This is a genomic window from Marinomonas atlantica (assembly GCF_001639725.1).
GTDB classification, from domain to species: Bacteria; Pseudomonadota; Gammaproteobacteria; order Pseudomonadales; family Marinomonadaceae; genus Marinomonas; species Marinomonas atlantica.
Map to the genome: position 1 here is coordinate 152686 of NZ_LTAW01000004.1, position 23700 is coordinate 176385.

Consider the following 23700-nt stretch of genomic DNA (forward strand, 5'->3'; position numbering starts at 1 on the left):
GGGTAACTAGTTAGCTGCACCGAATAATGATTCCATCGTATCACCTTCATTATCGGCTACCAGGCTCCAGCCGCCTAAACGTTTCCAGCGATTGACGATTTCACAAAAAAGCTCAGCTGTTTTTTCTGTGTCATAGGCCGCAGAGTGCGCTTCGGCGTTACTGAAATCAATGCCTGCTACTTGGCATGCTTTCGCTAAAACCGTTTGCCCGAAAGCCAAACCAGAAAGAGACGCTGTATCAAAGCTTGAGAAAGGATGGAATGGATTGCGTTTAACTTCGTTACGTTCAATTGCAGCGTTTAAGAATCCTTGGTCAAAAGCAGAATTATGACCCACTAGAATCGCACGTTTACAGCCTGTGGATTTTAGCTCTTTACGAACGTTAGAGAACATTTGGCTTAGTGCTTCTTTTTCAGGAAGATCCTCACGATCAGGCGCAAATGGATCGATGCCAGTAAACTCTAAAGCTTCTTTTTCAAGGTTCGCACCTTCGAATGGTTTAATGTGAAATGACATGGTTTCGTAGATATAAAGCTCGCCATTCTCATCCATTCTTAGGATGCTGGCAGCCATTTCTAGAAGTGCATCTGTTTTTGCATTAAAGCCAGCCGTTTCGACGTCGATAACAATAGGTAGGAAGCCGCGGAATCGATCTTTGATTTCGTGATTAGACAAAAGAGAATCCTTAATTCTGCCGTATGCTCAGAAAATTAATGAGTAGTTGGCGGAAGATGATAACATACATGCTAAGTCTAGAACGAGAACTCTTAACCGTGATAGTGAAACCTTTAATCAAAACCATGCTTTTATCGGCCAGTCTTTTAGCCGCAATGAACAGTCATGCGTTGACTCGATACGAATCTGACATCGGCGAGTCAAGGTGGTCCCTGTCCGGTGATATCTTTGAATGTACTTTGGCACATCCTATTCCGCACTTTGGCATTGGTGAGTTTATAAAAGAAGCTGGCGAACCGATGAAATTTGTTTTGCATCCGCATAATGAAAAGATTGGGCCAGGGCAAGTGTATATTATTTCTCAAGCGCCAAGCTGGATACCGGGCATATCACCAGAGACGCTGGAGATCATGCCATATCCAGGCTATGGCTTGACCGTTGAAGTGGGTGGCAAAGTCGCCGAGCAAATGCTGACGTCTCTTGATCGAGGTCGCCACCCTGTTGTTACGGGTTCAGCGTGGGAGAATGGTCGTGAAAGCGTCGAAGTTGCATTAAGTAACATTAATTTTAACCCTGCCTACGATGAATTTCGTCGCTGTACTGCCAGCTTATTGCCAGTTAATTTTGAACAGATTGCACGAACTGCCGCGTTATTCCCCACAAACGGCGTAGAGTTGACGGATCGAATTAAGCGTCGTTTGGATTTAGTTGCGTTGTATGTCGATGCAGATCCCACTATAGAATACATCTACATAGACGGTCATACCGATATTATTGGTTCGCGCCGTGATAACCGTGAATTGTCTAAAGAGCGTGCAGAAAGAGTGACGGAGTATTTGCTCAAGAAAGGCATTGCACCTGAAAAAATTGTGTCCCGTTATCATGGCGAGCGTTATCCCGCTGCGGATAATCGTAAGAACGATGGACGTGAGCGAAACCGTCGTGTAACCATTCGTTTAGAACGTTCAAGCAATAATGCGCAGTCACTATCAGAACCAAGCCCTTAAAGACTAGGGCTTAGCGCAACAATCCTTTCTATTTTCGGGAACGCCTCTTGCTATGCAGGGGGCGAAATTTTACACTTACCGCCTATTTTTATTTTAACTGCGCACAGCCCGTTTCAGAGGCTGCGCTGAGTCTCGTTAAGGAGAAGGAATATAATGTCTGACGTGAAGAAGGTAGTGCTAGCCTACTCTGGCGGCCTAGACACTTCAGTAATCGTGAAGTGGCTTCAAGAAGAGTATCAGTGTGAAGTGGTAACTTTTACCGCTGACTTGGGTCAGGGCGAAGAAGTAGAGCCAGCTCGCGCGAAAGCTCAAGCGTTGGGCGTTAAAGAAATCTACATCGAAGACCTTCGCGAAGAATTCGTACGTGATTTCGTATTCCCAATGTTCCGCGCGAACACAGTATACGAAGGTGAGTATCTGCTCGGTACATCTATCGCTCGTCCACTTATCGCTAAGCGTTTAATTGAAATCGCTAACGAAACAGGTGCGGATGCGATTTCTCATGGCGCAACTGGTAAAGGCAACGATCAAGTACGTTTCGAGCTAGGTGCTTACGCGCTTAAGCCAGGCGTTCAAGTGATTGCACCATGGCGTGAATGGGACCTAACGTCTCGTGAAACGCTTATGGCTTACTGTAAAGAACATGATATCCCAGTAGATTTCTCTAATGCTAAGAAGAAATCACCTTACTCAATGGATGCTAACCTTCTGCACATCTCATACGAAGGTGATTTACTAGAAGATCCATGGGTAGGTGCTGAAGAAGATATGTGGCGTTGGTCTGTATCGCCAGAGCAAGCACCAGATGAAGCAACGATCATCGAGCTTGGCTTTGAAAAAGGTGATGCCGTTTCTATCAACGGTGAAGCAATGTCTCCAGCGACGATCCTTGAAACACTAAACAAGGTTGGTGGCGCGAACGGTATCGGTCGTGACGACCTAGTTGAAAACCGTTTCGTAGGTATGAAATCACGTGGTTGTTACGAAACACCAGGTGGTACTATCCTTTTGAAAGCGCACCGTGCGATGGAATCTATCACGCTGGACCGTGAAGCGGCTCACTTGAAAGATGAAATCATGCCGAAATACGCGAAAGTGATTTACAACGGCTTCTGGTGGTCTGAAGAGCGTCGTATGCTGCAAGCGTTGATCGATGCTTCTCAAGAATTCGTAACGGGTACAGTGCGTTTGAAACTGTACAAAGGTAACGTAATTGTTGAAGGTCGTGAGTCTCCATACAGCCTATTCGACAGCACAATTGCAACGTTCGAAGACGATGCGGGTGCCTACGATCAAAAAGATGCAGCGGGCTTTATCAAGCTAAATGCTTTGCGCATGCGTATTGCAGCGCAAAAAGGTCGTACATTCCTAGACCGTAAGTAATAATCTATTGCGTGATTAGCACTGCGCTAGTCATAAGATAATGAAAACGCCCACCTTGTAAAAGATGGGCGTTTTTTTATGCCATAAAGTCAGCTATTTTAATTGCAGTGAAAAAATGTTTTGATTGACCGTTTGGTTAAAAAATTAAATCCATGTAGGTGTTGTATGACCGTATTTAATGTCGGCTCGATAAATGTTGACCATCTTTATCAGGTTGACCATTTTGTTCGTCCAGGTGAAACCATGGGCTCGTCCAGTTATCAGCAATTACTGGGAGGTAAGGGTGCTAATCAATCGGTTGCGCTCGCCAAAGCGGGCGCGAAGGTTAAACATGTCGGAGCGATTTGCCACAGTGATACTCACATTATTGAGCAGCTGCAAAGCTATGGTGTTAATACAGAATGGGTCGCTAAGGTAGAAGAAACTACAGGCCATGCGATCATTCAGCTTACTGGTGAAGCTGAGAACGCTATTATCCTGCATGCGGGGGCCAACCATACACTGACAAGTCGCCAGATTAAGAGCGTGCTCGACAAGCTTCAGCAAGGGGACTGGGTGTTGTTGCAAAATGAGACCAATCTCGTAGCGGAGGCGCTGCAAGCAGCTCAAGCAGCAGGTGCTAAGGTTGCGTTTAACCCTGCACCGATGGACGTTGAATTGACGCGTAAGGTATTGCCTTATCTTGACCTTTTAATCGTTAATGAAGTTGAGGCCATGGACTTAGCTCAAGTGGATACGATTGAAGCGGCTGCTGAGAAACTGCCTAAGGATTACCCTGATATCGCGGTCATGATGACGCTGGGCAAAGAGGGCGTGCGTTATTTCTCGGCGCAAGAAGACATTCACGTACCTGCTTTTGTGGTGTCAGCAAAAGATACTACCGCGGCAGGAGATACGTTTATAGGCTTCTGCTTGGCGGAGTTAAGTCAGGGGACACCAATGCAACAAGCGATGACGAAAGCATGTGCCGCCTCAGCCATTTGTGTGACGCGTATGGGAGCGGCACCCTCCATTCCCACGATGAATGAAGTAAACGACTTTTTAGCTCAACATAATTAGAACCAGAACACATAAGAGTGAACCTATGACACGTAAAATTATTATTGATACGGATCCTGGCATTGATGATGCAATGGCCATATTTTTTGCTTTTCAAGCAAAAGAACTTGATGTGCTGGGCCTAACAACCACTTATGGCAATGTCCCTGTCGACATTGCGACAAAAAATGCCCTGATACTTACCGAGATCGCTGGTGTGGATGCGCCGGTAGCCGGAGGTGTCTCTGTCCCTTCTGCAATCGCCCCGCGTCCGTTCCCTGACTTTGTTCATGGTGCCGATGGTTTTGGTAACATTGATTACCCGGCGTCGACGAAAACAGCATCGGATCAAACGGCGGCCGAGTTTATTGTTGAGCAGGTGCGTAAGTACCCTGGCGAAGTCACAATTGTTGCTTTAGCGCCATTAGGTAACCTTGCCAAAGCGCTAGAATTGGACCCGGAGATTGCCAACTTAGTTGACGAAGTGGTATTGATGGGCGGCACGGCTGTTGAGTATGGCAACGTATCACCCGTAGCCGAAGCGAATATCATCAACGACCCTCATGCAGCAGATAAAGTGTTTACGGCTCCTTGGCAAGTGACCATGGTGGGGCTGGATGTGACTCACCAAGTGTTGCTAGACAATACTATTCTAGAGCGCATCAAATCCAAGAATCCAGAGCAGGGTAATTTCCTTTACGACTGCGCTCAGTTTTATATTAAGTTTTACAGTGACCGTTTTGGTGTGGAAGGCTGCTATTTCCATGATGCATCAACCATTGCCTATCTATTAGACCCAAGCATCTTTGGCATCGAGTTGGGCGCTATTCGTGTAGCATGTGAAGGCATTGCGTTAGGGCAAACGATCTTTGCACCACAAGGCATGGAGTACCCAGAACCCCATTGGGATGGCGTCCCAATGACTCAAGTCTGCATGGAAGTGGATGGCGAGCGCATGTTGAAGTTGTTTGAAGACGTGATGGTCGCAGTTTAAGACAAGATATACGAACTTAAAAAGGCGCCTCGGCGCCTTTTTAGCTGTGTGCTTTTACAAATGTGTCGATAAAGGCGCGCTCTTTCTCTGCAATGGAGTGAAACTGCATTTGGATATAGTGTTTATCGTGCTCGTTTAAAATATCTGCTGAGGGGATGCAAATCGCTTTGATGGTTGCTTGCTTACCTTCGTGTATTGCATTCAACTCTAGTTTTACTTTTTTTGAGCCCATCAGGCCAAAAGGGGATTCAACTTCCACTAAGTTATGTGAGATGTGCGTACAGTGAATGGCAGTGCTCTTACCGTTGGTAAGGTAAAGCGTGCCTGTCCAGAAGCAGCGAACATAAGGCGAGGTATGTTTAGTCACAGCATTATCCGTTAGAGTCAGAAATTACATCACGCGACATTATAGTGGTTTCTAGCGGGTATCACAGCGAAAATTTAGATCCACTTGATTTGAGCCTAAGAAGACGTTTTCTCTTTAAATTCACAGAGGTCTTCAATGATGCAGGCATCACACTTTGGCTTTCTTGCGGTGCAGATATAACGCCCATGTAAAATGAGCCAGTGATGGGCATCGAGTAGAAATTCTTTTGGTAAAAAGCGAATCAGTTTGTCTTCCACTTCTAATACGTTTTTACCGGGTGCAATTTTAGTACGATTTGAAACACGAAAAATATGTGTATCAACAGCCATGGCGACTTGGCGAAAGGCCGTATTCAGTACGACGTTAGCCGTTTTGCGGCCAACGCCGGGTAATGCTTCTAACTCAGCACGGGTTTGCGGAACCTCACTGTTATGTTTCTCAATCAACATATGACAGGTCTTGATTGCATTCTCAGCTTTGGCATTAAACAAACCAATGGTTTTAATGTATTGCTTAAGGCCATCAACGCCCAGTGCGTACATACTTTCCGGCGTATTCGCGACAGGGAAAAGTTTGCGTGTGGCTTTATTCACACTCACATCCGTCGCTTGAGCAGACAACAAAACGGCTATTAACAGTTCAAAAGGGGAGTTGTATTCAAGTTCAGTCACTGGATTGGGATTTTCGGCACGTAATCGTGTAAAAATCTCATGTCGCTTGGCTTTGTTCACAATCCCCTCCTAGACCTGACTAATCGGTAACACGTACGCGACGAGAGACTTTTTCTTGGCCTTCTTGTGCTTTAGCAACACGTTGTTTTTCTTTCTCGTCATAGTAGTTCTTTATGGCGATTAGAAGACCTAGGCCGATAAAGGCACCTGGTGGCAAGATGGCGAATAGAACATTTGGATAATCACTGAAAAACGTAATCTTCCAACCTAATGCCATGTCACCAAACAGTAAGTGCATATCGCTAAATAAGGTCGCTTGGCCGATTAGCTCACGCATACCGCCTAAGACAACCAACACAAACATAAAGCCAAGCCCCATCATCAAGCCATCCACCGCGGAAGGTAACACTGGGTTACGGCTCGCAAATGCATCGGCACGACCAAGGATGGCACAGTTAGTCACGATCAAAGGAATAAAGATACCAAGAATTTGGTACAGCTCGTAAGTATAAGCCTGCATGATTAGCTCAATACACGTGGTAAACGAGGCAATGATCATCACGAAGGCAGGTAAACGAACAGCTTCAGAAACATAGTTACGGATCAATGAAACGGCAATGTTGGAACCCAGTAACACCACAATAGTCGCTAAGCCAAGACCGATGGCGTTAACAACCGTACTGGTCACGGCCAAAAGCGGACATAAACCCAGTAATTGGACTAGGGCTGGGTTGTTTTTCCAGAGGCCGTTGTACAAAATTTCTTGGTAATCTGGCCCCGCTGGTGCGGGGTTTTCCGCAGGTGTATCGGGTGCAAGTGTGTCTTGAGCGCTCATAGCAAATCCTAACGCGACAACAGCGCGTCTTTGTTCTCATTAAAGTAAAGTAGCGTGTTTTTGACTGCGCGAACGACTGCACGAGGTGTAATCGTTGCACCGGTAAACTGGTCGAATGAGCCTCCGTCCTTTTTGACATTCCACTGTTTCAAAGAGGTATTATCAAGAGATTTTCCAGCAAAGGATAAGATCCATTGAGACTTCTGTAAATCCACTTTGTCACCCAGCCCGGGTGTTTCCTTATGGCTGATTACACGTGATCCGGTAACGACGCCATTTCGGTCGATCGCCACCAAGAGATCCAAGTTTCCGTTGTAACCACCAGGCGCGATCGTTTCAAAAATAATGGCGGTCACTTGCCCGTCTTCACGAGCAAAAAAGGCAGGCACGGGTTCAGATGAACCTAATAACGGATCAGCAGGTAACAATACTTTCGCTTCGGCAAGGTTATTGTTGTAACGATCTGCAGGCAAAATTTCATTGAACGCAGACAGTTGTGCTTGAACGATATTATCTTCAATCGTGTGTTCGGTTAGCTGGTGTGTTAATGCAATTAGGCCTGCTGTTAGTACCGCAAAAAGTCCTAAGCCAACACTGTTTTGGCGAATAGAGGTAAAGATGTTCATTATTTTTCACCTCCAATCGTTAAGCCTTTTTTGGCTTTCTTATGACCGTAAGCACGTGGCTGAGTAAAGTAATCGATCAGTGGTGCTGCAAAGTTCATCAACAATACTGCAAACGCAACGCCGTCCGGGTAGCCGCCCCACGTGCGAATCACATAAATTAAGATACCAATGCCTAAGCCGTATACCAATTTACCGCGGTTACTGGTGCAAGAGCTAACAGGGTCTGTGGCGATAAAGAACGCGCCAAGCATCACGGCACCTGATGTTAGGTGGAAAATCGTCGAGGCCGCATTGTCGGGGTCGAGTCCATAGAAAACATTGGCCATTAAACCTAGTCCAGCGATCATCGCAACCGGCGTGTGCCATGTAATAATACGCAGCCAGATCAGTAGCAAGCCGCCGGCTAAGTAGGCTAAGTTAACGTACATCCAGCTCACTAGATTTGCTGATTGCAAGCCAGCAATAGAGGCGTAGGCCTCGGAGCTCATCATGCCATCTTTATGCTTAAAAGCATCAAGAGGCGTTGCCATCGTGTACGAATCAATGGCTGGTAAGCTACCGAAAATAGCCGCTAAGCTATCGCTAAAGCTTGGTACGGCGCCTGCTTGAATAATCTCAGAAGCGCCAATCCACTGTGTCATTGGAACAGGGAAAGAGACCAGACAAATCGCGTAGCCGACCATGGCTGGGTTGAATGGGTTATTGCCCAAGCCGCCATAAACTTGTTTCGCGAAAATCACCGAGAATGACACCGCGGTCACGGTTAACCACCAAGGTACAGTAGGCGGAAGTGCCAGAGCCAAGAGGACGGCCGTCAATAACGCACTGCAATCACTTAGAGAAAAACCGATTGGGCGGTTGCGTAATTTTAAAATCAAGGCTTCGCTGGCTAATGCCGTTAAACAGGCAATAACAAGGTTAATCAAGGTGCCGTAGCCAAATAGATACGTCTGTGTGATTAAGCCCGGTACAGTAGCCAACATCACCATTTGCATGACCCAAGATGTACGGCGGCCTGCTCGGTGAGTATGGGGCGATGTAATACGCAATAATGACATTTAACGATTCTCTTGCGTGTTAGTTAATTGTTCGAGTTTAGCTTCTTCGTCTTGCTGTGTTTTTTCAGCAGCCGCTAACTCCTGTTGCAATGATTCAACCTCAGGGTCTGCTGCCAGCAGCCGCTTTAGTTTATTAACTTGTGCTTTGGCGAGTGCCGCGGCCACTTTTTGTTTCTTCAGGCGCTCTTTGAACTCAGCGCTTTGCTCGTTTGCTTGGGCTACGGGCTCTGCGCTCGCAGTGCCATTCTGAAGGGCATGCTCTAGCTCATCAGCATGAGCTTTGGCTTTTTCAACTTGTTGCTCAAGACTAGAGGTGTCTTCAGAGTTCAGCTCTTTGGCTTTTGAGAGCGCTTTTTCCGCTTTTTTGAGTGACGCTTTGGCAATCGCTGCGTCAATTTTAAGCTTACGAGTTGCATCTTCGTCTGTGGCCTGAGCTTTGCTTTTGGCAGGTTCGGGTGTCACAGGCACATCTAATGCTGCAAGTTGCGCCTCGGCGTCTTTGAGTGTTTTTTCAAATTCAACCGCTTTACCTTGAAGCTCACTGTTTTGCGGGTCTTCTGCTAATTGTTTTTGAATCTTTTTAAGTTTGGTGCTGGCCAACGCAACATCCACTTTGGCTTTTTTGTAGTCATCGGACATGGTTGGCTTTTTAGCCGGTGGTGTGTCGGGTGCCGGATTGTTATCGAGGGATGACAAGCGAGCTTCAGCTTCTTTTAAAGCTTTTTCGAAATCGGCCGCTTTGGTTTTTAGCACTTCGTTATCGGCATCATCTGCAAGCTGCTTTTGGATTTTTTTTAGTTTGGTGCTCGCAAGCGCAACATCGACTTTGGCTTTCTTGTAGTCGTCTGACATAGCCGGTTTTACAGCTGGCGTAGCATTATCTGCGAGTGCAGTATTGTGCTGTGCAAAACGAGATTCAGCCTCTTTGAGATCTTTTTCAAACCCAGCAACTTTGGCTTTTATTTCTGCATTGTCAGGGGCTTCAACTAATTGCTTCTGAGCCTTTTTTAATTTCGTACTGGCAAGCGCGACATCGACTTTGGCTTTCTTTGCCTCATCGCTAAGCACAGGTTTCGACCCTGTTGCAGGTTTTGTGTTGTTACCGCCTAGTTTTTCAAAGGCTTCTTGGGCAGTTTTAAGATCTGCTGAAAAGCCTGAAACTTTGGCTTTAAGTTCGGTGTTATCTGGATCTTCTGCAAGCTGTTTCTCTGCCTTTTTCAATTTAGTGCTGGCGAGAGCAACATCGACTTTGGCTTTTTTAGCCTCATCGCTCATAGCTGGAGCCGTGGCTTTTTTAGTCGGTGCAACAGGAGTACTGGCAACTTTTGTTTCCAGTTCACTGATGTCTTTTTTGGTTTCGTCTACTTGAGTTTGCAGTGCACTGATTTCTTCCGTGTGTTCTTTTTCTTGTGCTTCAAGTAATGCCTTTTCTAATTTTTTAAGTTTCGCTTTGGTAATGGCTAAATCTATTTTAGCTTTTTTAGCTGCTTCATCTACCGCAGGTGCTGCAGGCGTTGGTGCTTCTGGCGCTGGCTTAGCAGGTTTTTTGGCGGCAGGTTTAGCAGAAGCGCTTTGTCGTGCTAAACGCTTAGCTTCTTTTTCAGCGGCTTCGGCTTCTTGACGCGCTTTACGCGCCTCAAAGCGTTGCTTCGCAATGTCTGACTTAACAGCGGCTTCGCGTGCTTCACGGATTTCCGATTTGCTGTGACGGTAGTACTGAACCAACGGAATGCTGCTAGGGCAGACGTAGGAACAAGCTCCGCACTCAATACAGTCGAATAGATTGTAGTGTTCGGCTTTTTCATGTTCTTGGCTTTTCGCAAACCACAGCAGCTGTTGTGGCAACAGGCTAGCTGGACACGCTTGTTCACACATGCCACATCGGATACACGCTTGCTCAGGGGCTGGCTGAGGCAGCTCTTTTTTCGTGGCCGCCAAAACGCAGTTGGTGGTTTTGACAACAGGAACGTCACTGCTGTCTAGAGTAAAGCCCATCATCGGCCCCCCCATGACAAGACGAGTGAGTTTTTTATCTTGTAAGTCCGCATAGTCAAGCAAATGGCTGATCGGTGTGCCAAGCAAGACTTCTACGTTTTGCGGTGCTTTAAGCGCATCGCCTGTGAGCGTTGTGAAACGAGAAATGAGAGGGCGACCATGTTTAATGGCTTCATAAACGGCCACACAGGTGCCAACGTTTTGACACAAAATGCCGATGTCTGCAGGGTATTGTCCACTCGGTACTTCTTTTTCAGTCAGCAATTGGATCAATTGCTTTTCGCCACCGGATGGGTATTTGGTCGGTACAATTGCGACTTGAATAGAGCTTTGACGCTCTTTTAAAAGCTTTTCTAAAGCAGCAATGGCCGTTGGCTTATTGTCCTCAATACCGATAACAACATGCTTGGCTTCGACCAAATGTTGCAAAATCTCAATGCCAAGTATCAGCTCAAGTGTCTTCTCACGGATCAGCATGTCGTCCGCGGTAATGTAGGGTTCACACTCAGCAGCGTTAATAATGAAGTGGGTTAGTGGGTGCTTGTGCGCACCTTGCAGCTTAACTTGGGTTGGAAAGCCAGCACCGCCCATGCCGATGATGCCTTTCTCAGCTAAAAAGGCCAGTACATCAGTTTTGCTAATATCACGCCAGTTTTCTAGAGGTTCCAGCTCAATCCACTCATCCGCTTGGTCTGGCGTCAGAATGATACACATGTCGCTTAGCCCAGATGGGTGGGCGACAGGGCGAGATTCAATTGCACTGACTTGACCCGAAGTAGGGGCGTGCAGAAAGCTCGATAAGAAACCATTATTAATGGCAATCGCTTGGCCTTTCTGAACACGATCACCAACATTGATTAATGGGCGTGATGCTTGGCCAATGTGTTGCCCTAGAGGCAGAACCAGCTCACCTGGCAAGCTTGGTTTGCCTAACGGCAATGCCAGTGACTGCGCTTTATTTTCCGGTGGATGAATGCCGCCATGAAATGCATATACGGGAGGATTAGACTGCTTAGCCATTAGTTAGTAACCTCCGTTTGACGATCTGAGGCAATGATGTGTGCAGGCGCGATGCCCACACCTTGTGGTTTTTCCCACGACCAAGTACGTGATGTCACGCCAACTTCAACCATATCAATACAATCTACAGGACAAGGCTCGACACATAGATCACAGCCCGTACATTCATCTGAAATAACGGTGTGCATTTGTTTTGCAGCACCCAGAATAGCGTCCACAGGACATGCCTGAATACATTTGGTGCAGCCAATACATTCGTCTTCACGAATAACAGCTACTTTCTTAATAGGCTCTTCTGCTTCACCGCCATCTAACGGTATTGCTTCCACATCAAGCAAATCAGCTAATGCTTGAACTGTGGTCTGGCCACCCGGAGGGCAGCGGTTGATGGCTTCGCCATTAGAAATGGCTTCCGCATAAGGGCGGCAACCAGGATGACCACATTGGCCACACTGTGTTTGTGGCAAAATGGCGTCTATTTGGTCAACAATCGGGTCCCCTTCCACATGGAAGCGAACGTTAGCGTAGCCAAGGATGGCACCAAATACGAGAGCAAGTGCAACTAGAATGCCGACGGCGAGTAATACAGTAAACATAAGCGGCTCCTAGATTTGTACCAGACCAGTGAAGCCCATAAATGCCAATGCCATTAGGCCTGCGGTAATCATACCGATAGCAGAGCCTTTAAAGACAACGGGCACATCAGCCACGTTAATACGCTCACGCATGGCAGAAAACAGCACCAAGACAAATGAGAACCCCACCGCTGCACCAAAACCATAGAGGATTGATTCAACAAAGCCATTCTGTTTAGAGGTATTTTGCAGTGCGACACCTAAAACAGCACAGTTGGTCGTAATCAAAGGCAGAAAAATACCCAGTACGCGATAAAGTAGCGGACTGGTTTTGTGTACAACCATTTCTGTAAATTGCACCACAACGGCGATTACTAGAATGAAAGAAATTGTTTTTAAATACTCAAGCCCAAATGGCTCAAGAATAAATTCGAACGTAAGGTAACTACATAAGCTCGATAGCGTCAGCACGAACGTTGTCGCCATGGCCATGCCAATAGAGGTTTCTAGCTTGCTAGAAACGCCCATAAAAGGGCAGAGGCCAAGAAATTGTACTAATACAAAGTTGTTTACCAGTATGGTACTGACGAGTATTAAGAGATATTCGGTCATCTCGCGTCCAATAAATACAGTGGGTGTTTATGGATAAAAAGAGCAGCCGTCCAAAAAAGTTCGGCTAAGCGTAACTATACCAAGCTGCTTATAACTAACAAGACTAAAGCGCCACCTAATCTAGTTTATTTTAGAATATGAATAGCACGCAGCAAGTATAAAATTTTCTAATCACTTAACGTGATAACACCGCCCACAGGGGAGTGAACGGTGTTATCAGTGCTCAATGATCAAGCCGCTTACATGACGCGTTGGCCGGGCTTAGCTCCATCATGCGGTTCAAGTAAATAGATCTCTTCGCCGCCAGGTCCTGCCGCTAAAACCATGCCTTCTGATAAACCAAATTTCATTTTACGTGGCGCTAAGTTAGCCACCATGATCGTTAGCTTGCCTTCTAGGTCTTCTGGTTTGTAGGCGGACTTAATGCCAGAGAATACCGTGCGCGTTTCACCGCCAAGGTCTAATGTCAATTTCAAAAGCTTGTTGGCTTTCTCAACGTGTTCGGCTTTGGCAATTTTCGCAATACGCATGTCTACTTTAGCGAAATCATCGAAAGTAATTTCTGTCGCGATCGGTTCTTTGCTCAGCTCAGTCTCTTCAGCTGGCGTAGATTCAGCGGCTGGTGTTTCTTTGGCCGCTTCTTCTTTGCCTTCTTCGATCATTGCATCAATTTGTGCCGCTTCAATACGCGGCATCAAGGCTTTGAATTTGTTTACAGTCTTGCCGAAAAGAAGCTCGACACGGTTGTCCCATGTCAGTTCTTTGTTTAAGAAACCTTCGGCATCGGCCACCATGTCAGGCATAACCGGTTTCAGGTAGGTAGCTAAAATAGCGAATAGATTGAGTGACACAGTACAGATCTCTTGAACCTGAGGCAAAGTGTCTTCGCTTTTCGCTTTTACCCAAGGCTCTTCATCAGCAATGTAGGTGTTAGCTATGTCTGCAAGACGCATGATTTCACGCATTGCCTTGCCGTATTCACGCGTTTCGTAAAGATCGGCGATCAGATCACCCGCATCGATGAATTCTTGAATCATGGCTTCTTGCGCAGGTGCTGCTTGCAATTGACCATCAAATTTCTTGTTAATAAAGCTGGCGGTACGGCTGGCAATGTTTACGACTTTGCCAACCACATCAGAGTTCACACGCTGTACGAAATCTCCAAGGCTAAGATCGATGTCGTCGACACGAGAGTTTAGTTTGGCAGCAAAATAATAGCGTAGGTATTGAGGATCTAAGTGGTTCAAGTAAGTACGTGCTTTGATAAATGTGCCACGTGACTTAGACATTTTTTCACCGTCAACGGTGACATAACCATGTGCATTGACTGCGGTTGGCGTACGGTAACCCGCGCAATCTAACATCGCTGGCCAGAACAAAGCATGGAAGTTAATGATGTCTTTGCCGATGAAGTGATAAAGCTCAGCGTCAGAATCTTTGTTCCAGTAGTCGCCAAATTCTAAGCCTTCAGTACGATCACAAAGATTTTTGAAGCTCGCCATGTAACCAATTGGCGCATCTAGCCATACGTAGAAGTATTTACCTGGTGCATCAGGAATTTCAAAACCAAAGTAAGGTGCGTCACGACTAATGTCCCATTCATGCAGCTCAGAATCCAGCCATTCAGCTAGTTTGTTCGCGACTTGGTCTTGGAGTGTGCCGCTACGCGTCCACTTTTGTAAGAAGGCTTGGTACTCAGGCAGTTTGAAAAAATAGTGCTCAGATTCTTTTTCAACCGGTGTCGCACCCGAGTAAACCGAACGCGGGTTGATCATTTCCATCGGCGTGTACGTTGCAGAGCAGACTTCACAGTTATCGCCATACTGGTCTTCGGCCTTACATTTAGGGCAGGTGCCTTTAATAAAGCGATCCGCTAGGAACATTTCTTTTTCAGGGTCATACGCTTGAGTAATTGAGCGCACAGAAATTTTGCCATTATCACGACATGCTTTATAGATGGCTTCAGAGAACTCACGGTTTTCTGGAGAGTGGGTCGAGTAATAATTGTCATAGCCAATGCCGAAATCTTTGAAGTCTGCCATATGTTCTTGGCGTACACCTTCAATCAACTCTTCGGGCGTAATGCCGTTTTGATCGGCCTTGATCATAATCGCAGTGCCATGTGCATCGTCGGCACAGACTGCTGTACATAGATTGCCGCGAAGTTTTTGGAAGCGAACCCAAATGTCAGTTTGTATGTGTTCCAGCATATGACCCAAGTGAATAGAGCCGTTGGCATAGGGAAGGGCACTGGTAACTAGAATTTTTCGTTGCGATTGAGCCATTATGAATAAGCCTGCTGGAAATAAAGTGTAAGCGAATAAACGACGCTCCGTGTCGTTGAAAGTTAAACGGAGCGAATTGTCTGTATTAATATAAACGCGACATTATAAGTGGACGTGCTTAACGTGCAAGCTTAAGGCTTGCTTTTCCGCATTTTGCCCCCACAATCGGCTTCATCGAAAGAACATATGAATAAGTAGACGCTTAAAAGTCTATTCCTAGGAGAAAACATGTCTGTATCACCTCAGGTGTTAGCGCAACTGTCAGCGTTAGTCGACCTTAACACGAACAAGCCTTACGGCGATGTTTGGCAAGTGGAAGAAAATGCATCCGGTTTGGCAGTTATTGCTACGTTACCTTACCATGCACAAACGGAACGTGATGCGCTGCAGCTGCGTATTGAAGAAGTGTTGGGGCAAAGTGTTACCTTGGTGCTTCAGCAAGATGTAAAAGCTGCGTCTACGCAAGGCGCTGCTGCGAGCATGAACGGCGTTAAGAACATTATTGCCGTCGCTTCAGGAAAAGGGGGCGTTGGTAAATCAACGACCACGGTGAACCTTGCACTAGCGATGGCCCGTGAAGGCGCAAAAGTCGGAATTTTAGATGCGGACATTTACGGCCCTAGTCAAGGTCTGTTGTTAGGCTTTGCGGGTGATACTCGTCCAGGTGTGCGTGATGAAAAATTCTTTGTGCCGCCTATGGCGCATGGTCTTCAAGTCATGTCGATGGCGTTTCTTACGACCAGCGAAACCCCCATGGCGTGGCGTGGCCCTATGGCTACTGGTGCGTTAATGCAAATTCTAACGCAAACGCACTGGGACGATTTGGACTACTTGTTTGTGGACATGCCGCCGGGTACAGGTGATATTCAGCTAACGTTGTCACAAAAAGTGCCTGTTGCAGGCTCAGTTGTGGTAACGACGCCGCAGGATATTGCGTTGCTGGATGCTCGTCGTGGTATCGAGATGTTTAACAAGGTGAATATTCCTGTTCTGGGTGTTGTTGAAAATATGTCGACACATATTTGTTCAAACTGTGGCCATGCAGAAGCAATTTTCGGTGAAGAAGGTGGTAAGGCATTGGCCGCGGAATACGGCGTAGAAGAACTGGGTAAATTGCCGTTAAGCTTGTCGATTCGCAAGCTGGCTGATGCCGGTAAGCCTACAGTGTTGAGTGAGCCTGATTCTGATACTGCGATGATTTATCAGTCGATTGCGCGCAAGGTTGGTGCTACTCTTGCGGCCCGTTCTGAACAGTTCTCAATGCCGACAATCGGCATGAGTGATGATTGAGGTAAACCATGCGATTGTGTGATCGTGACATTATCCAAGCACTAGACGATGGTGTCATTTCCATTGAACCCCGCCCTGATAACAGTGTTATCAGTGGTGTCTCTTGTGATTTGCGCCTAGGGAACTCATTTCGAGTATTTCAAGGGCATCCTGCGCCTTTCTTAGATCTAAGTGGCCCAAAAGCAGATTTAAATGCCGCTATCGAGTCCGTAATGAGTGAAGAAATTATTGTCGATGCAGACAAACCTTTCTTTATTCATCCTGGTGAGTTGGCGTTGGGGGTGACAATGGAATCGGTCACTTTACCTGATCACTTAGTAGGCTGGTTAGATGGGCGTTCTTCTTTGGCGCGATTAGGGCTAATGGTTCATGTCACTGCGCACCGGATTGACCCGGGTTGGAGTGGTGGTATTGTTCTAGAATTCCTCAATGGAGGTAAATTACCTATTGCGTTGCGACCTGGAATGACCATTGGTGCGATCAATTTTGAAACCATGTCTGGCCCTGCGGATCGTCCATACAATAAACGTGATAATGCTAAGTACCGTGGGCAAAACTCTGCTGTGGGAAGTCGAATTAGTGGCGATCAGTAAGAGTTTTAGCTAGTCTATCGGGATGAAAGTGGTCAAAAAACATACAGATGTCGTAAATGCGCAGCTTAACGGCGGTATTCGGCATCTGTTTTTTCGGTCATAGGGCTACTTTCTCTGGTGCAATTCATAGAATAATAACCACATTCAGTTAAGGAGTACTTTATGTCTCAACCGTCTAACCGTGGCGTCGTATACAAAGGCCCAGGCAAAGTCGCTGTAGAGTCTATCCCTTTCCCAGAGCTAGCGCTTGGTGATCGTAAATGTAACCACGGTGTTATCCTGAAAGTTCTTACAACTAACATTTGTGGTAGTGACCAGCACATGGTTCGTGGTCGTACTACTGCTCAAGAAGGTTTGGTTCTTGGCCACGAAATCACGGGTATTGTCCTTGAAAAAGGTGGCGATGTTGAATTCCTAAATGTTGGTGACATCGTATCTGTACCATTTAACATCGCTTGTGGTCGTTGCCGTAACTGTAAAGCTGGCATGACTGGTATCTGTCTTAATGTAAACGGCGACCGTGCGGGTGCTGCTTACGGTTACGTAGATATGGGCGGCTGGGTCGGTGGTCAGTCTGACTACGTAATGGTTCCTTACGCAGACTTTAACCTATTGAAATTCCCTGATGCTGACCAAGCAAAAGAGAAGATCCAAGACCTTACACTATTGTCTGATATCTTCCCGACTGGTTTCCACGGCTGTGTAACAGCAGGTGTTGGCCCAGGTTCTACTGTATACATCGCAGGTGCAGGCCCAGTAGGTCTAGCAGCAGCGGTTTCTGCTCAGCTTCTAGGTGCAGCTTGTGTCATCGTTGGTGATATGATCGAAGATCGTCTAGCTCAAGCACGTAGCTTTGGTTGTGAAACAATCGACCTACGTGAAGAAGGCGACATGGAAGACAAACTAGAAGTCATTCTAGGTGAGCGTGAAGTTGATGCATTTGTTGACTGTGTAGGTTTTGAAGCACACGGTTGTGGCTGTAACGCTGGTAAAGAAGCACCAGCGACAGTACTTAACTCTGCAATGACAATCACTCGTGCGGGTGGCCAAATTGGTATCCCAGGTCTTTACGTGACTGATGATCCAGGTGCAGAAGACGAAGAAGCGAAAGTAGGTGCACTAAGCATGCGCTTCGGTTTGGGTTGGGCTAAGTCTCACTCTCTTCACACTGGTCAGTGTCCAGTAATGAAGTACCACCGTGCCCTAATGCAAGCGATTCTTTTCGATAAAGTTAAGATTGCTGACGCTGTAAACGTACAAATGATCTCTCTTGATCAAGCTCCTCAAGGTTACGCTGACTTTGATGGCGGCGCTGCGAAGAAATTCGTTATGGACCCACATGGTGAGTTCGTAGCGTAATTTACGCTTCGCTCTAGCTGTAAAAAAATGCCACGCTTAGCGTGGCATTTTTTATGTGCGCAAGGTAACTCTGCGGTTTTCGTAGATAGCAAGAAAATATAATTTGTTATATTATAACAAATTAATGGTAGTTAGCGTTTAGTAGCAACGTAAATGAGAGCGATCGTGCAGTACCAAAATATCAAAGTAAACGTCATCACAGGTTTTTTAGGTTCTGGAAAAACGACCCTGATAAAACAGCTGCTAAGTTCGGTGCCTGAAGGCGAGAGTTGGGCGGTCTTAGTGAATGAGTTTGGCGAAGTGGGTATTGACGGTGACTTGCTAAAATCTAATGAAATTGCCATCAAGCAAGTCCCAGGTGGATGTTTGTGCTGTGTTTCGTCTGCCGCATTTAGTGTAGGTTTAAATGAATTGATTAAAACCACTAAGCCTGATCGGATCATTATTGAGCCAACTGGTATTGGGCATCCACATCAAATTGTAGAGCAGCTCTCAGCCAAGTATTATCGTGGTGTTTTAGAGGTTTGTGGAACGATTTGCTTAATGGATGTGCGCAATTTGTCTGATCCGCGTTATTTGGGGCATCCTGCCTTTTTTGATCAGATTGATGACGCTGACATACTCATTGGCAGTAAAGCCGATTTGTACAACGACGATGATGAGTTACGTTTTCTACAGTTTGCTAAACAATTTGAACCAGCTAAGTCAGTAGTCGCGTTGAGTCAGAATGGCCTTTTTGATCAATCATGGTTAGATATAGTTAGGGCGCAGCAGCATATTCATAACGACCACGACCACGACCACGACCACGACCACGACCACGACCACGACCACGACCACGACCACGACCACGATGCCGTTACTAGCGAACCTAGTGATGGAGTAATGTGTTATCAAAAACGAGATCTGGATATGGCCAGTATTGGTTGGGTTGCAGATTCGAATTGGTTTATCTCGTCTGAGCGGTTTGAACAGTTTTTGGCGTATTTATCTGAAGCATCTGACTTTTGGCGCTTCAAAGGTATCATTCGTGTTGATGATACCTTTGAACAGATCAATATGACCCAAACAGAAATGCAGAGAAGAGCAACCGATGAGGTGCTAACCTCAAGATTTGAATGTATTTTTTCCATAGATGATGGTTATGAAAAGCATTTAAATACGCTTCATAAAATCCTCTTCTAAGACGTTTTTAAGGCTTCATCTTGCTGGCGCGTGACATGGCATAGAATGTCACTGGCGCGTTTTTGTTATTTAACTTGCTTCGATATGTTATTGAGAGAAGAACGCTTTTCGACAACGCTTAAGGGCATGTTGTTAAACAATCTTTTTTATAAAAATAATATTGAGGTGAGTACCATGCCTGACTACAAAGCGCCATTGCGTGATCTGAAATTTATCACTGACGAAGTATTGGGGATTCATCAGCATTACGCCGCGCTAGCGGGTGCGGAGGAAGCAACACCTGATATGGTCAATGCCATTATCGAAGAAGGGGCGAAGTTCTCAGAGCGTGTGCTGGCCCCTCTGAACCAAATTGGTGATCAACAAGGATGCCGATTTGAGAATGGCGAAGTCACCACTCCAGATGGATTTAAAGAGGCGTATCAGCAATACGTAGAAAGCGGCTGGCCATCACTCTCTCATGATGTTGAAGTTGGCGGTCAAGGATTGCCTGAGTCGTTGGGCATGATGGTGTCAGAGTTTGTCTCAACGGCTAACTGGGCATGGAGCATGTATCCTGGGTTAAGTCACGGCGCAATGAACACGCTTGAGCAGCATGGTACCGAAGAGCAAAAGCAAGCCTACCTAACGAAACTGGTTACCGGTGAGTGGACCGGCACTATGTGTTTGACCGAGCCGCATTGTGGTACAGATTTGGGCATGCTTAAAACCAAAGCAACGCCAAACGACGATGGCAGTTACAACCTGTCTGGCACGAAGATCTTCATCTCTGCTGGTGAGCATGATATGGCAGGTAATATTATTCATATTGTATTGGCTCGTTTACCCGATGCTCCAGTAGGCACCAAAGGTATTTCGTTATTCATCGTTCCAAAATTTAATGTGACTGAAGCAGGTGAAATCGGTACGCGTAATACTGTCAGTTGTGGTTCCATCGAACATAAAATGGGGATTCATGGCAATGCGACCTGTGTAATGAATTTCGATGATGCTAAAGGTTTCTTGATTGGCCCGCCTCACAAAGGTCTTAATTGCATGTTTACCTTTATGAACACAGCTCGCCTAGGAACAGCATTACAAGGCTTAGCGCATGCTGAATGGGCTTACCAAAACTCTTTAGCGTACGCTAAAGATCGTTTGCAAATGCGTTCCTTAACAGGGCCTAAAGCGCCTGAAAAATCAGCTGACCCAATCATTGTTCACCCCGATGTTCGTCGAATGCTACTGACACAAAAGGCGTTTTCTGAAGGCGGTCGTGCGTTAATTCATTACTGCTCAATGTTGGTCGATACCGTGAAGGCAGGGTCTCAGGAAGAAAAAGATCAAGCCGAGACGCAGTTGTCATTATTAACGCCAATAGCCAAAGCCTTTCTTACTGAAACTGGTTTTGAATCGGCCAACCACGGGTTACAAATATTTGGTGGGCATGGCTATATTGCCGACTGGGGCATGGAGCAAAACGTACGAGACTGTCGTATTGCCATGCTGTATGAAGGTACAACAGGTATTCAAGCACTGGATCTACTCGGCCGTAAAGTTCTGATGACTCAGGGCGATACGCTTAAAGCGTTTACTAAAATCATTCATAAATTCTGTAAAGCAAATGACAGTGATAAGGGCATCAAGCATTTAGTAAAACCTCTGGCGGCTTTGAATAAAGAGTGGGGGGAGATAACACTGAAAGTGGGCATGAAAGCGATGAAAAATCGTGATGAGGTTGGTGCGGCGTCAGTCGATTATTGTATGTATTCAGGTTACGTTACGTTAGCGTATTTCTGGGCTCGTATGGCGAAGACGGCCCAAGATAAGCTTACGCAAGGGACAGATGAAGAAGCGTTTTACAAAGCCAAGCTACAAACGGCTAATTTCTACTTTGAGCGTATTCTGCCACGCACCAAGGCACATGCGGAAATGGTATTAGCAGGTTCGAGTAGCTTGATGGCAATGGAAGAAGAGCAGTTCTTTTTACGTTAATAACGACCAAAAAATAAGGGAGACAATTATGAGTAATGCAAAAGAGATCTTTGACACCATGTTAACGCGCTTTGATAGTGACGCCGCCTCTGGCTTAAATGCTATATTTCAATTTGAACTAGACGATGCAGATCCGTACTTTGTCACCATTGATGAAGGCACTGCAGTTTATGAGCAGGGTGAACATGATGATGCGACGGTGACCTTATCGATGGATACCGACACTTTAGAAGAGGTTATGTCCGGTGAGCTTGATGGCATGCAAGCATTTATGCAGGGCAAAATTAGGGCAGATGGTGATATTATGCTTGCCACAAAATTGACTCAGATATTTCCTGTGCCGTAATGAACTTTGCTCAGTAATGAGCATCACAAAGTATATATATTTTACTTCTCCATATAACGACAATAACGGAGACGCTTTATGCTGAACACCGATGTAGACACACCCCAAGATAAAGAGCCCGGTAGCTATATTCCAGATCAGTTAAACCCAAAAGGGTTTAACTCGGTCGTTGATGTGCTGTCTGATGCTTGTGAACGCTTTAAAGATTTACCTGCTTTTACCAGTGTTGGTCGAACTCTTCACTATGGTGAGCTGAAACAAAAAGTAGACGCCTTCACGACCTATTTACAGCGTCATACCGATCTAAAGCCGGGGGATCGCATCGCTGTACAGCTACCAAATGTTATTCAATTCCCAGTAGTGGTTTTTGGGGCTATGCAAGCAGGCTTAGTCGTTGTGAATACGAACCCACTGTATACCCCACATGAGCTGGAGCATCAGTTTAATGATGCGGGTGTAAAAGCCGTTGTTGTGTTCGCTAATATGGCTGCTAATGTTGAGAAAGTTTTACCCAAGACGGCGATTAAACACGTTATTGTGACTGAAATCGCGGACTTCCACAGCCCTATTAAACGCTTACTGATCAATTCAGTCGTTAAGTACCTGAAAAAAATGGTCCCCGCTTACTCGATGCCTCAGGCAATAACGCTGAATGATGCGTTGGCGTTAGGCGCAAAGTATCATCCTGAAATCGCGGATTTGAAGCGAACAGATCTCGCCGTTTTGCAATACACTGGTGGAACAACCGGGGTCGCAAAAGGGGCTATGTTGACCCATGCAAACCTGATTGCAAATATGCACCAGCTGAAAAATAGATTGGATTATTTGCTTGAAGAGGGGCAAGAAACCTTCATCGCGCCACTCCCTCTTTACCATATCTATGCATTCTTAATTCATGCCATGACGTTAGTCGAATATGGTGCCCATTCGATTTTGATTCCTAATCCGCGGGATTTACCAGCGTTTGTGAAAGAGCTTAAGAACTGGCGCTTTACCGGTTTTATTGGTTTAAACACTTTATTCTCAGGGTTATGTAATCGGGAGGACTTTAAAGAGGTTGATTTTTCAGCGCTAAAGCTAACGGCTTCTGGTGGGATGCCCCTCACTCATGCTGCGGCCGATCGCTGGAAAGAGGTGACGGGGTGTACGGTATCCGAAGGCTATGGCTTGACGGAAACATCGCCAGTGGTGGCATTTAACCCTATTGGCCGAGAGCAGATCGGTACGATAGGCCTCGCCGTTGAATGTACTGAAGTTAAGATTGTCGACGATAATGGCAATACAGTTCAGCTTGGTGAAGCGGGCATGTTATGCGTAAAAGGCCCACAAGTAATGCGGGGCTATTGGTTGCGCGAACAGGCGACCCAAGATGTGATGACAGCAGATGGTTTTTTGATCACAGGGGATGTGGCTACACAGCAATCGGACGGTTATTTGACGATTGTTGATCGTGCCAAAGACTTAATCATCGTATCTGGCTTTAACGTTTATCCAACAGAAGTAGAAGATGTGATCACGCAGCATCCCGATGTCTTAGAGGCTGCGGCGATTGGTGTTGACGATGAAAAAACGGGGGAAGGGGTAAAAGCGTTTCTAGTGCTGAAAGATGGTGCTACATTAGATCATGATGCCATGCACAGCTTCTGCAGAGAAAACTTAGCCGCTTATAAAGTGCCTAAACAATACGAAGTGCGTCAAGAGTTACCGAAAACCAATGTTGGTAAAATTCTGCGCCGCGCCTTACGTGACTCCGAAGCGAATTAGTTGTGCGATCGCCCAGTAACGGTATTTTTCAATAAAGTTTTTCGACAG

At 46.1% G+C, this 23700-nt stretch carries 21 protein-coding genes; 11 read left to right on the forward strand and 10 right to left on the reverse strand.

From position 1 onward, the window contains the following. Nucleotides 1-6: 6 nt before the first annotated feature. Nucleotides 7-675, reverse strand: coding sequence for a ribonuclease T (gene rnt, locus AYW75_RS08255; protein WP_067098127.1), 669 nt, complete (start codon nucleotides 673-675; stop codon nucleotides 7-9). A gap of 68 nt (nucleotides 676-743) precedes the next feature. On the opposite strand from rnt, the gene AYW75_RS08260 reads away from it, so the two are divergent. From AYW75_RS08260 to AYW75_RS08275, 4 genes are all read left to right on the forward strand, one after another. Continuing rightward, nucleotides 744-1682, forward strand: coding sequence for a flagellar protein MotY (locus AYW75_RS08260; protein WP_231886167.1), 939 nt, complete (start codon nucleotides 744-746; stop codon nucleotides 1680-1682). Nucleotides 1683-1835: 153 nt separating this feature from the next. Next, nucleotides 1836-3065 carry an argininosuccinate synthase gene (locus AYW75_RS08265; protein ID WP_067036576.1) on the forward strand — a complete coding sequence of 410 codons (1230 nt, stop codon included), beginning with the start codon at nucleotides 1836-1838 and terminating at the stop codon, nucleotides 3063-3065. Nucleotides 3066-3230: 165 nt separating this feature from the next. Next, the gene (locus AYW75_RS08270) at nucleotides 3231-4124 is read left to right on the forward strand and encodes a ribokinase (protein WP_067098130.1); all 894 of its coding nucleotides are present in this window, start codon (nucleotides 3231-3233) and stop codon (nucleotides 4122-4124) included. Nucleotides 4125-4149: 25 nt separating this feature from the next. Continuing rightward, a complete protein-coding gene (locus AYW75_RS08275) occupies nucleotides 4150-5097 on the forward strand; it encodes a nucleoside hydrolase (protein ID WP_067098133.1) in 948 nt (315 codons plus the stop codon). Between the two features lie 40 nt (nucleotides 5098-5137). Here AYW75_RS08275 and AYW75_RS08280 read toward each other — a convergent pair whose 3' ends face one another. The 9 genes from AYW75_RS08280 to metG all read right to left on the reverse strand — a co-directional run bounded on the left by AYW75_RS08280 (nucleotide 5138) and on the right by metG (nucleotide 15141). Then, nucleotides 5138-5464: a hypothetical protein gene (locus AYW75_RS08280; protein ID WP_067098136.1), complete on the reverse strand. Its 327-nt coding sequence runs from the start codon at nucleotides 5462-5464 to the stop codon at nucleotides 5138-5140. A 95-nt stretch (nucleotides 5465-5559) separates the two neighbouring features. Next, nucleotides 5560-6195, reverse strand: a complete 636-nt coding sequence (nth, locus tag AYW75_RS08285) for an endonuclease III (RefSeq protein ID WP_067098140.1) — start codon at nucleotides 6193-6195, stop codon at nucleotides 5560-5562. A 19-nt stretch (nucleotides 6196-6214) separates the two neighbouring features. Further along, on the reverse strand, nucleotides 6215-6970 hold the full coding sequence (locus AYW75_RS08290; protein ID WP_082856448.1) for an electron transport complex subunit E: 756 nt from the start codon (nucleotides 6968-6970) through the stop codon (nucleotides 6215-6217). Nucleotides 6971-6978: 8 nt separating this feature from the next. After that, the gene (gene rsxG / locus AYW75_RS08295; protein WP_067098143.1) at nucleotides 6979-7596 is read right to left on the reverse strand and encodes an electron transport complex subunit RsxG; all 618 of its coding nucleotides are present in this window, start codon (nucleotides 7594-7596) and stop codon (nucleotides 6979-6981) included. Continuing rightward, on the reverse strand, nucleotides 7596-8654 hold the full coding sequence (gene rsxD, locus AYW75_RS08300) for an electron transport complex subunit RsxD (RefSeq protein ID WP_067098147.1): 1059 nt from the start codon (nucleotides 8652-8654) through the stop codon (nucleotides 7596-7598). Before rsxD ends, rsxG begins: the two co-directional genes overlap by 1 nt. Next, nucleotides 8655-11669: an electron transport complex subunit RsxC gene (gene rsxC / locus AYW75_RS08305; protein WP_067098149.1), complete on the reverse strand. Its 3015-nt coding sequence runs from the start codon at nucleotides 11667-11669 to the stop codon at nucleotides 8655-8657. After that, nucleotides 11669-12265, reverse strand: coding sequence for an electron transport complex subunit RsxB (gene rsxB / locus AYW75_RS08310; protein ID WP_067098152.1), 597 nt, complete (start codon nucleotides 12263-12265; stop codon nucleotides 11669-11671). The genes rsxC and rsxB overlap by 1 nt, the downstream gene beginning before the upstream one ends. Nucleotides 12266-12274: 9 nt before the next feature. Beyond that, on the reverse strand, nucleotides 12275-12856 hold the full coding sequence (gene rsxA, locus AYW75_RS08315) for an electron transport complex subunit RsxA (RefSeq protein WP_055463267.1): 582 nt from the start codon (nucleotides 12854-12856) through the stop codon (nucleotides 12275-12277). Between the two features lie 239 nt (nucleotides 12857-13095). Beyond that, on the reverse strand, nucleotides 13096-15141 hold the full coding sequence (metG, locus tag AYW75_RS08320) for a methionine--tRNA ligase (RefSeq protein WP_067098155.1): 2046 nt from the start codon (nucleotides 15139-15141) through the stop codon (nucleotides 13096-13098). 228 nt (nucleotides 15142-15369) lie between these two features. Here metG and apbC point away from each other — a divergent pair, with 228 nt between their 5' ends. From apbC to AYW75_RS08355, 7 genes are all read left to right on the forward strand, one after another. Continuing rightward, nucleotides 15370-16431 (forward strand): iron-sulfur cluster carrier protein ApbC, encoded by a 1062-nt coding sequence (apbC, locus tag AYW75_RS08325; protein ID WP_067098158.1) that lies wholly within the window; start codon nucleotides 15370-15372, stop codon nucleotides 16429-16431. A gap of 8 nt (nucleotides 16432-16439) precedes the next feature. After that, nucleotides 16440-17024: a dCTP deaminase gene (gene dcd, locus AYW75_RS08330; protein ID WP_067036606.1), complete on the forward strand. Its 585-nt coding sequence runs from the start codon at nucleotides 16440-16442 to the stop codon at nucleotides 17022-17024. Nucleotides 17025-17186: 162 nt separating this feature from the next. Beyond that, nucleotides 17187-18383, forward strand: a complete 1197-nt coding sequence (gene fdhA / locus AYW75_RS08335) for a formaldehyde dehydrogenase, glutathione-independent (protein WP_067036609.1) — start codon at nucleotides 17187-17189, stop codon at nucleotides 18381-18383. Between the two features lie 165 nt (nucleotides 18384-18548). Next, nucleotides 18549-19568 (forward strand): CobW family GTP-binding protein, encoded by a 1020-nt coding sequence (locus tag AYW75_RS08340; protein ID WP_067098161.1) that lies wholly within the window; start codon nucleotides 18549-18551, stop codon nucleotides 19566-19568. 174 nt (nucleotides 19569-19742) lie between these two features. Continuing rightward, on the forward strand, nucleotides 19743-21542 hold the full coding sequence (locus tag AYW75_RS08345; RefSeq protein WP_067098845.1) for an acyl-CoA dehydrogenase C-terminal domain-containing protein: 1800 nt from the start codon (nucleotides 19743-19745) through the stop codon (nucleotides 21540-21542). 28 nt (nucleotides 21543-21570) lie between these two features. Beyond that, a complete protein-coding gene (locus tag AYW75_RS08350; RefSeq protein WP_067036618.1) occupies nucleotides 21571-21888 on the forward strand; it encodes an SCP2 sterol-binding domain-containing protein in 318 nt (105 codons plus the stop codon). Nucleotides 21889-21966: 78 nt separating this feature from the next. Continuing rightward, nucleotides 21967-23652, forward strand: coding sequence for an AMP-binding protein (locus tag AYW75_RS08355; protein ID WP_067098163.1), 1686 nt, complete (start codon nucleotides 21967-21969; stop codon nucleotides 23650-23652). Nucleotides 23653-23700: the final 48 nt, after the last annotated feature.

Bases quoted from the DNA above. Each gene is read 5' to 3' on its own strand.
- metG (WP_067098155.1), bottom strand. From the start codon at position 15,141: ATGGCTCAATCGCAACGAAAAATTCTAGTTACCAGTGCCCTTCCCTAT.
- rsxD (WP_067098147.1), bottom strand. From the start codon at position 8,654: ATGTCATTATTGCGTATTACATCGCCCCATACTCACCGAGCAGGCCGC.
- rsxC (WP_067098149.1), bottom strand. From the start codon at position 11,669: ATGGCTAAGCAGTCTAATCCTCCCGTATATGCATTTCATGGCGGCATT.
- AYW75_RS08355 (WP_067098163.1), top strand. From the start codon at position 21,967: ATGCTGAACACCGATGTAGACACACCCCAAGATAAAGAGCCCGGTAGC.
- AYW75_RS08345 (WP_067098845.1), top strand. From the start codon at position 19,743: ATGCCTGACTACAAAGCGCCATTGCGTGATCTGAAATTTATCACTGAC.
- AYW75_RS08270 (WP_067098130.1), top strand. From the start codon at position 3,231: ATGACCGTATTTAATGTCGGCTCGATAAATGTTGACCATCTTTATCAG.
- rsxA (WP_055463267.1), bottom strand. From the start codon at position 12,856: ATGACCGAATATCTCTTAATACTCGTCAGTACCATACTGGTAAACAAC.
- rsxG (WP_067098143.1), bottom strand. From the start codon at position 7,596: ATGAACATCTTTACCTCTATTCGCCAAAACAGTGTTGGCTTAGGACTT.
- AYW75_RS08265 (WP_067036576.1), top strand. From the start codon at position 1,836: ATGTCTGACGTGAAGAAGGTAGTGCTAGCCTACTCTGGCGGCCTAGAC.
- AYW75_RS08260 (WP_231886167.1), top strand. From the start codon at position 744: ATGCTAAGTCTAGAACGAGAACTCTTAACCGTGATAGTGAAACCTTTA.
- AYW75_RS08350 (WP_067036618.1), top strand. From the start codon at position 21,571: ATGAGTAATGCAAAAGAGATCTTTGACACCATGTTAACGCGCTTTGAT.
- fdhA (WP_067036609.1), top strand. From the start codon at position 17,187: ATGTCTCAACCGTCTAACCGTGGCGTCGTATACAAAGGCCCAGGCAAA.
- AYW75_RS08275 (WP_067098133.1), top strand. From the start codon at position 4,150: ATGACACGTAAAATTATTATTGATACGGATCCTGGCATTGATGATGCA.
- dcd (WP_067036606.1), top strand. From the start codon at position 16,440: ATGCGATTGTGTGATCGTGACATTATCCAAGCACTAGACGATGGTGTC.
- AYW75_RS08290 (WP_082856448.1), bottom strand. From the start codon at position 6,970: ATGAGCGCTCAAGACACACTTGCACCCGATACACCTGCGGAAAACCCC.
- rsxB (WP_067098152.1), bottom strand. From the start codon at position 12,265: ATGTTTACTGTATTACTCGCCGTCGGCATTCTAGTTGCACTTGCTCTC.
- apbC (WP_067098158.1), top strand. From the start codon at position 15,370: ATGTCTGTATCACCTCAGGTGTTAGCGCAACTGTCAGCGTTAGTCGAC.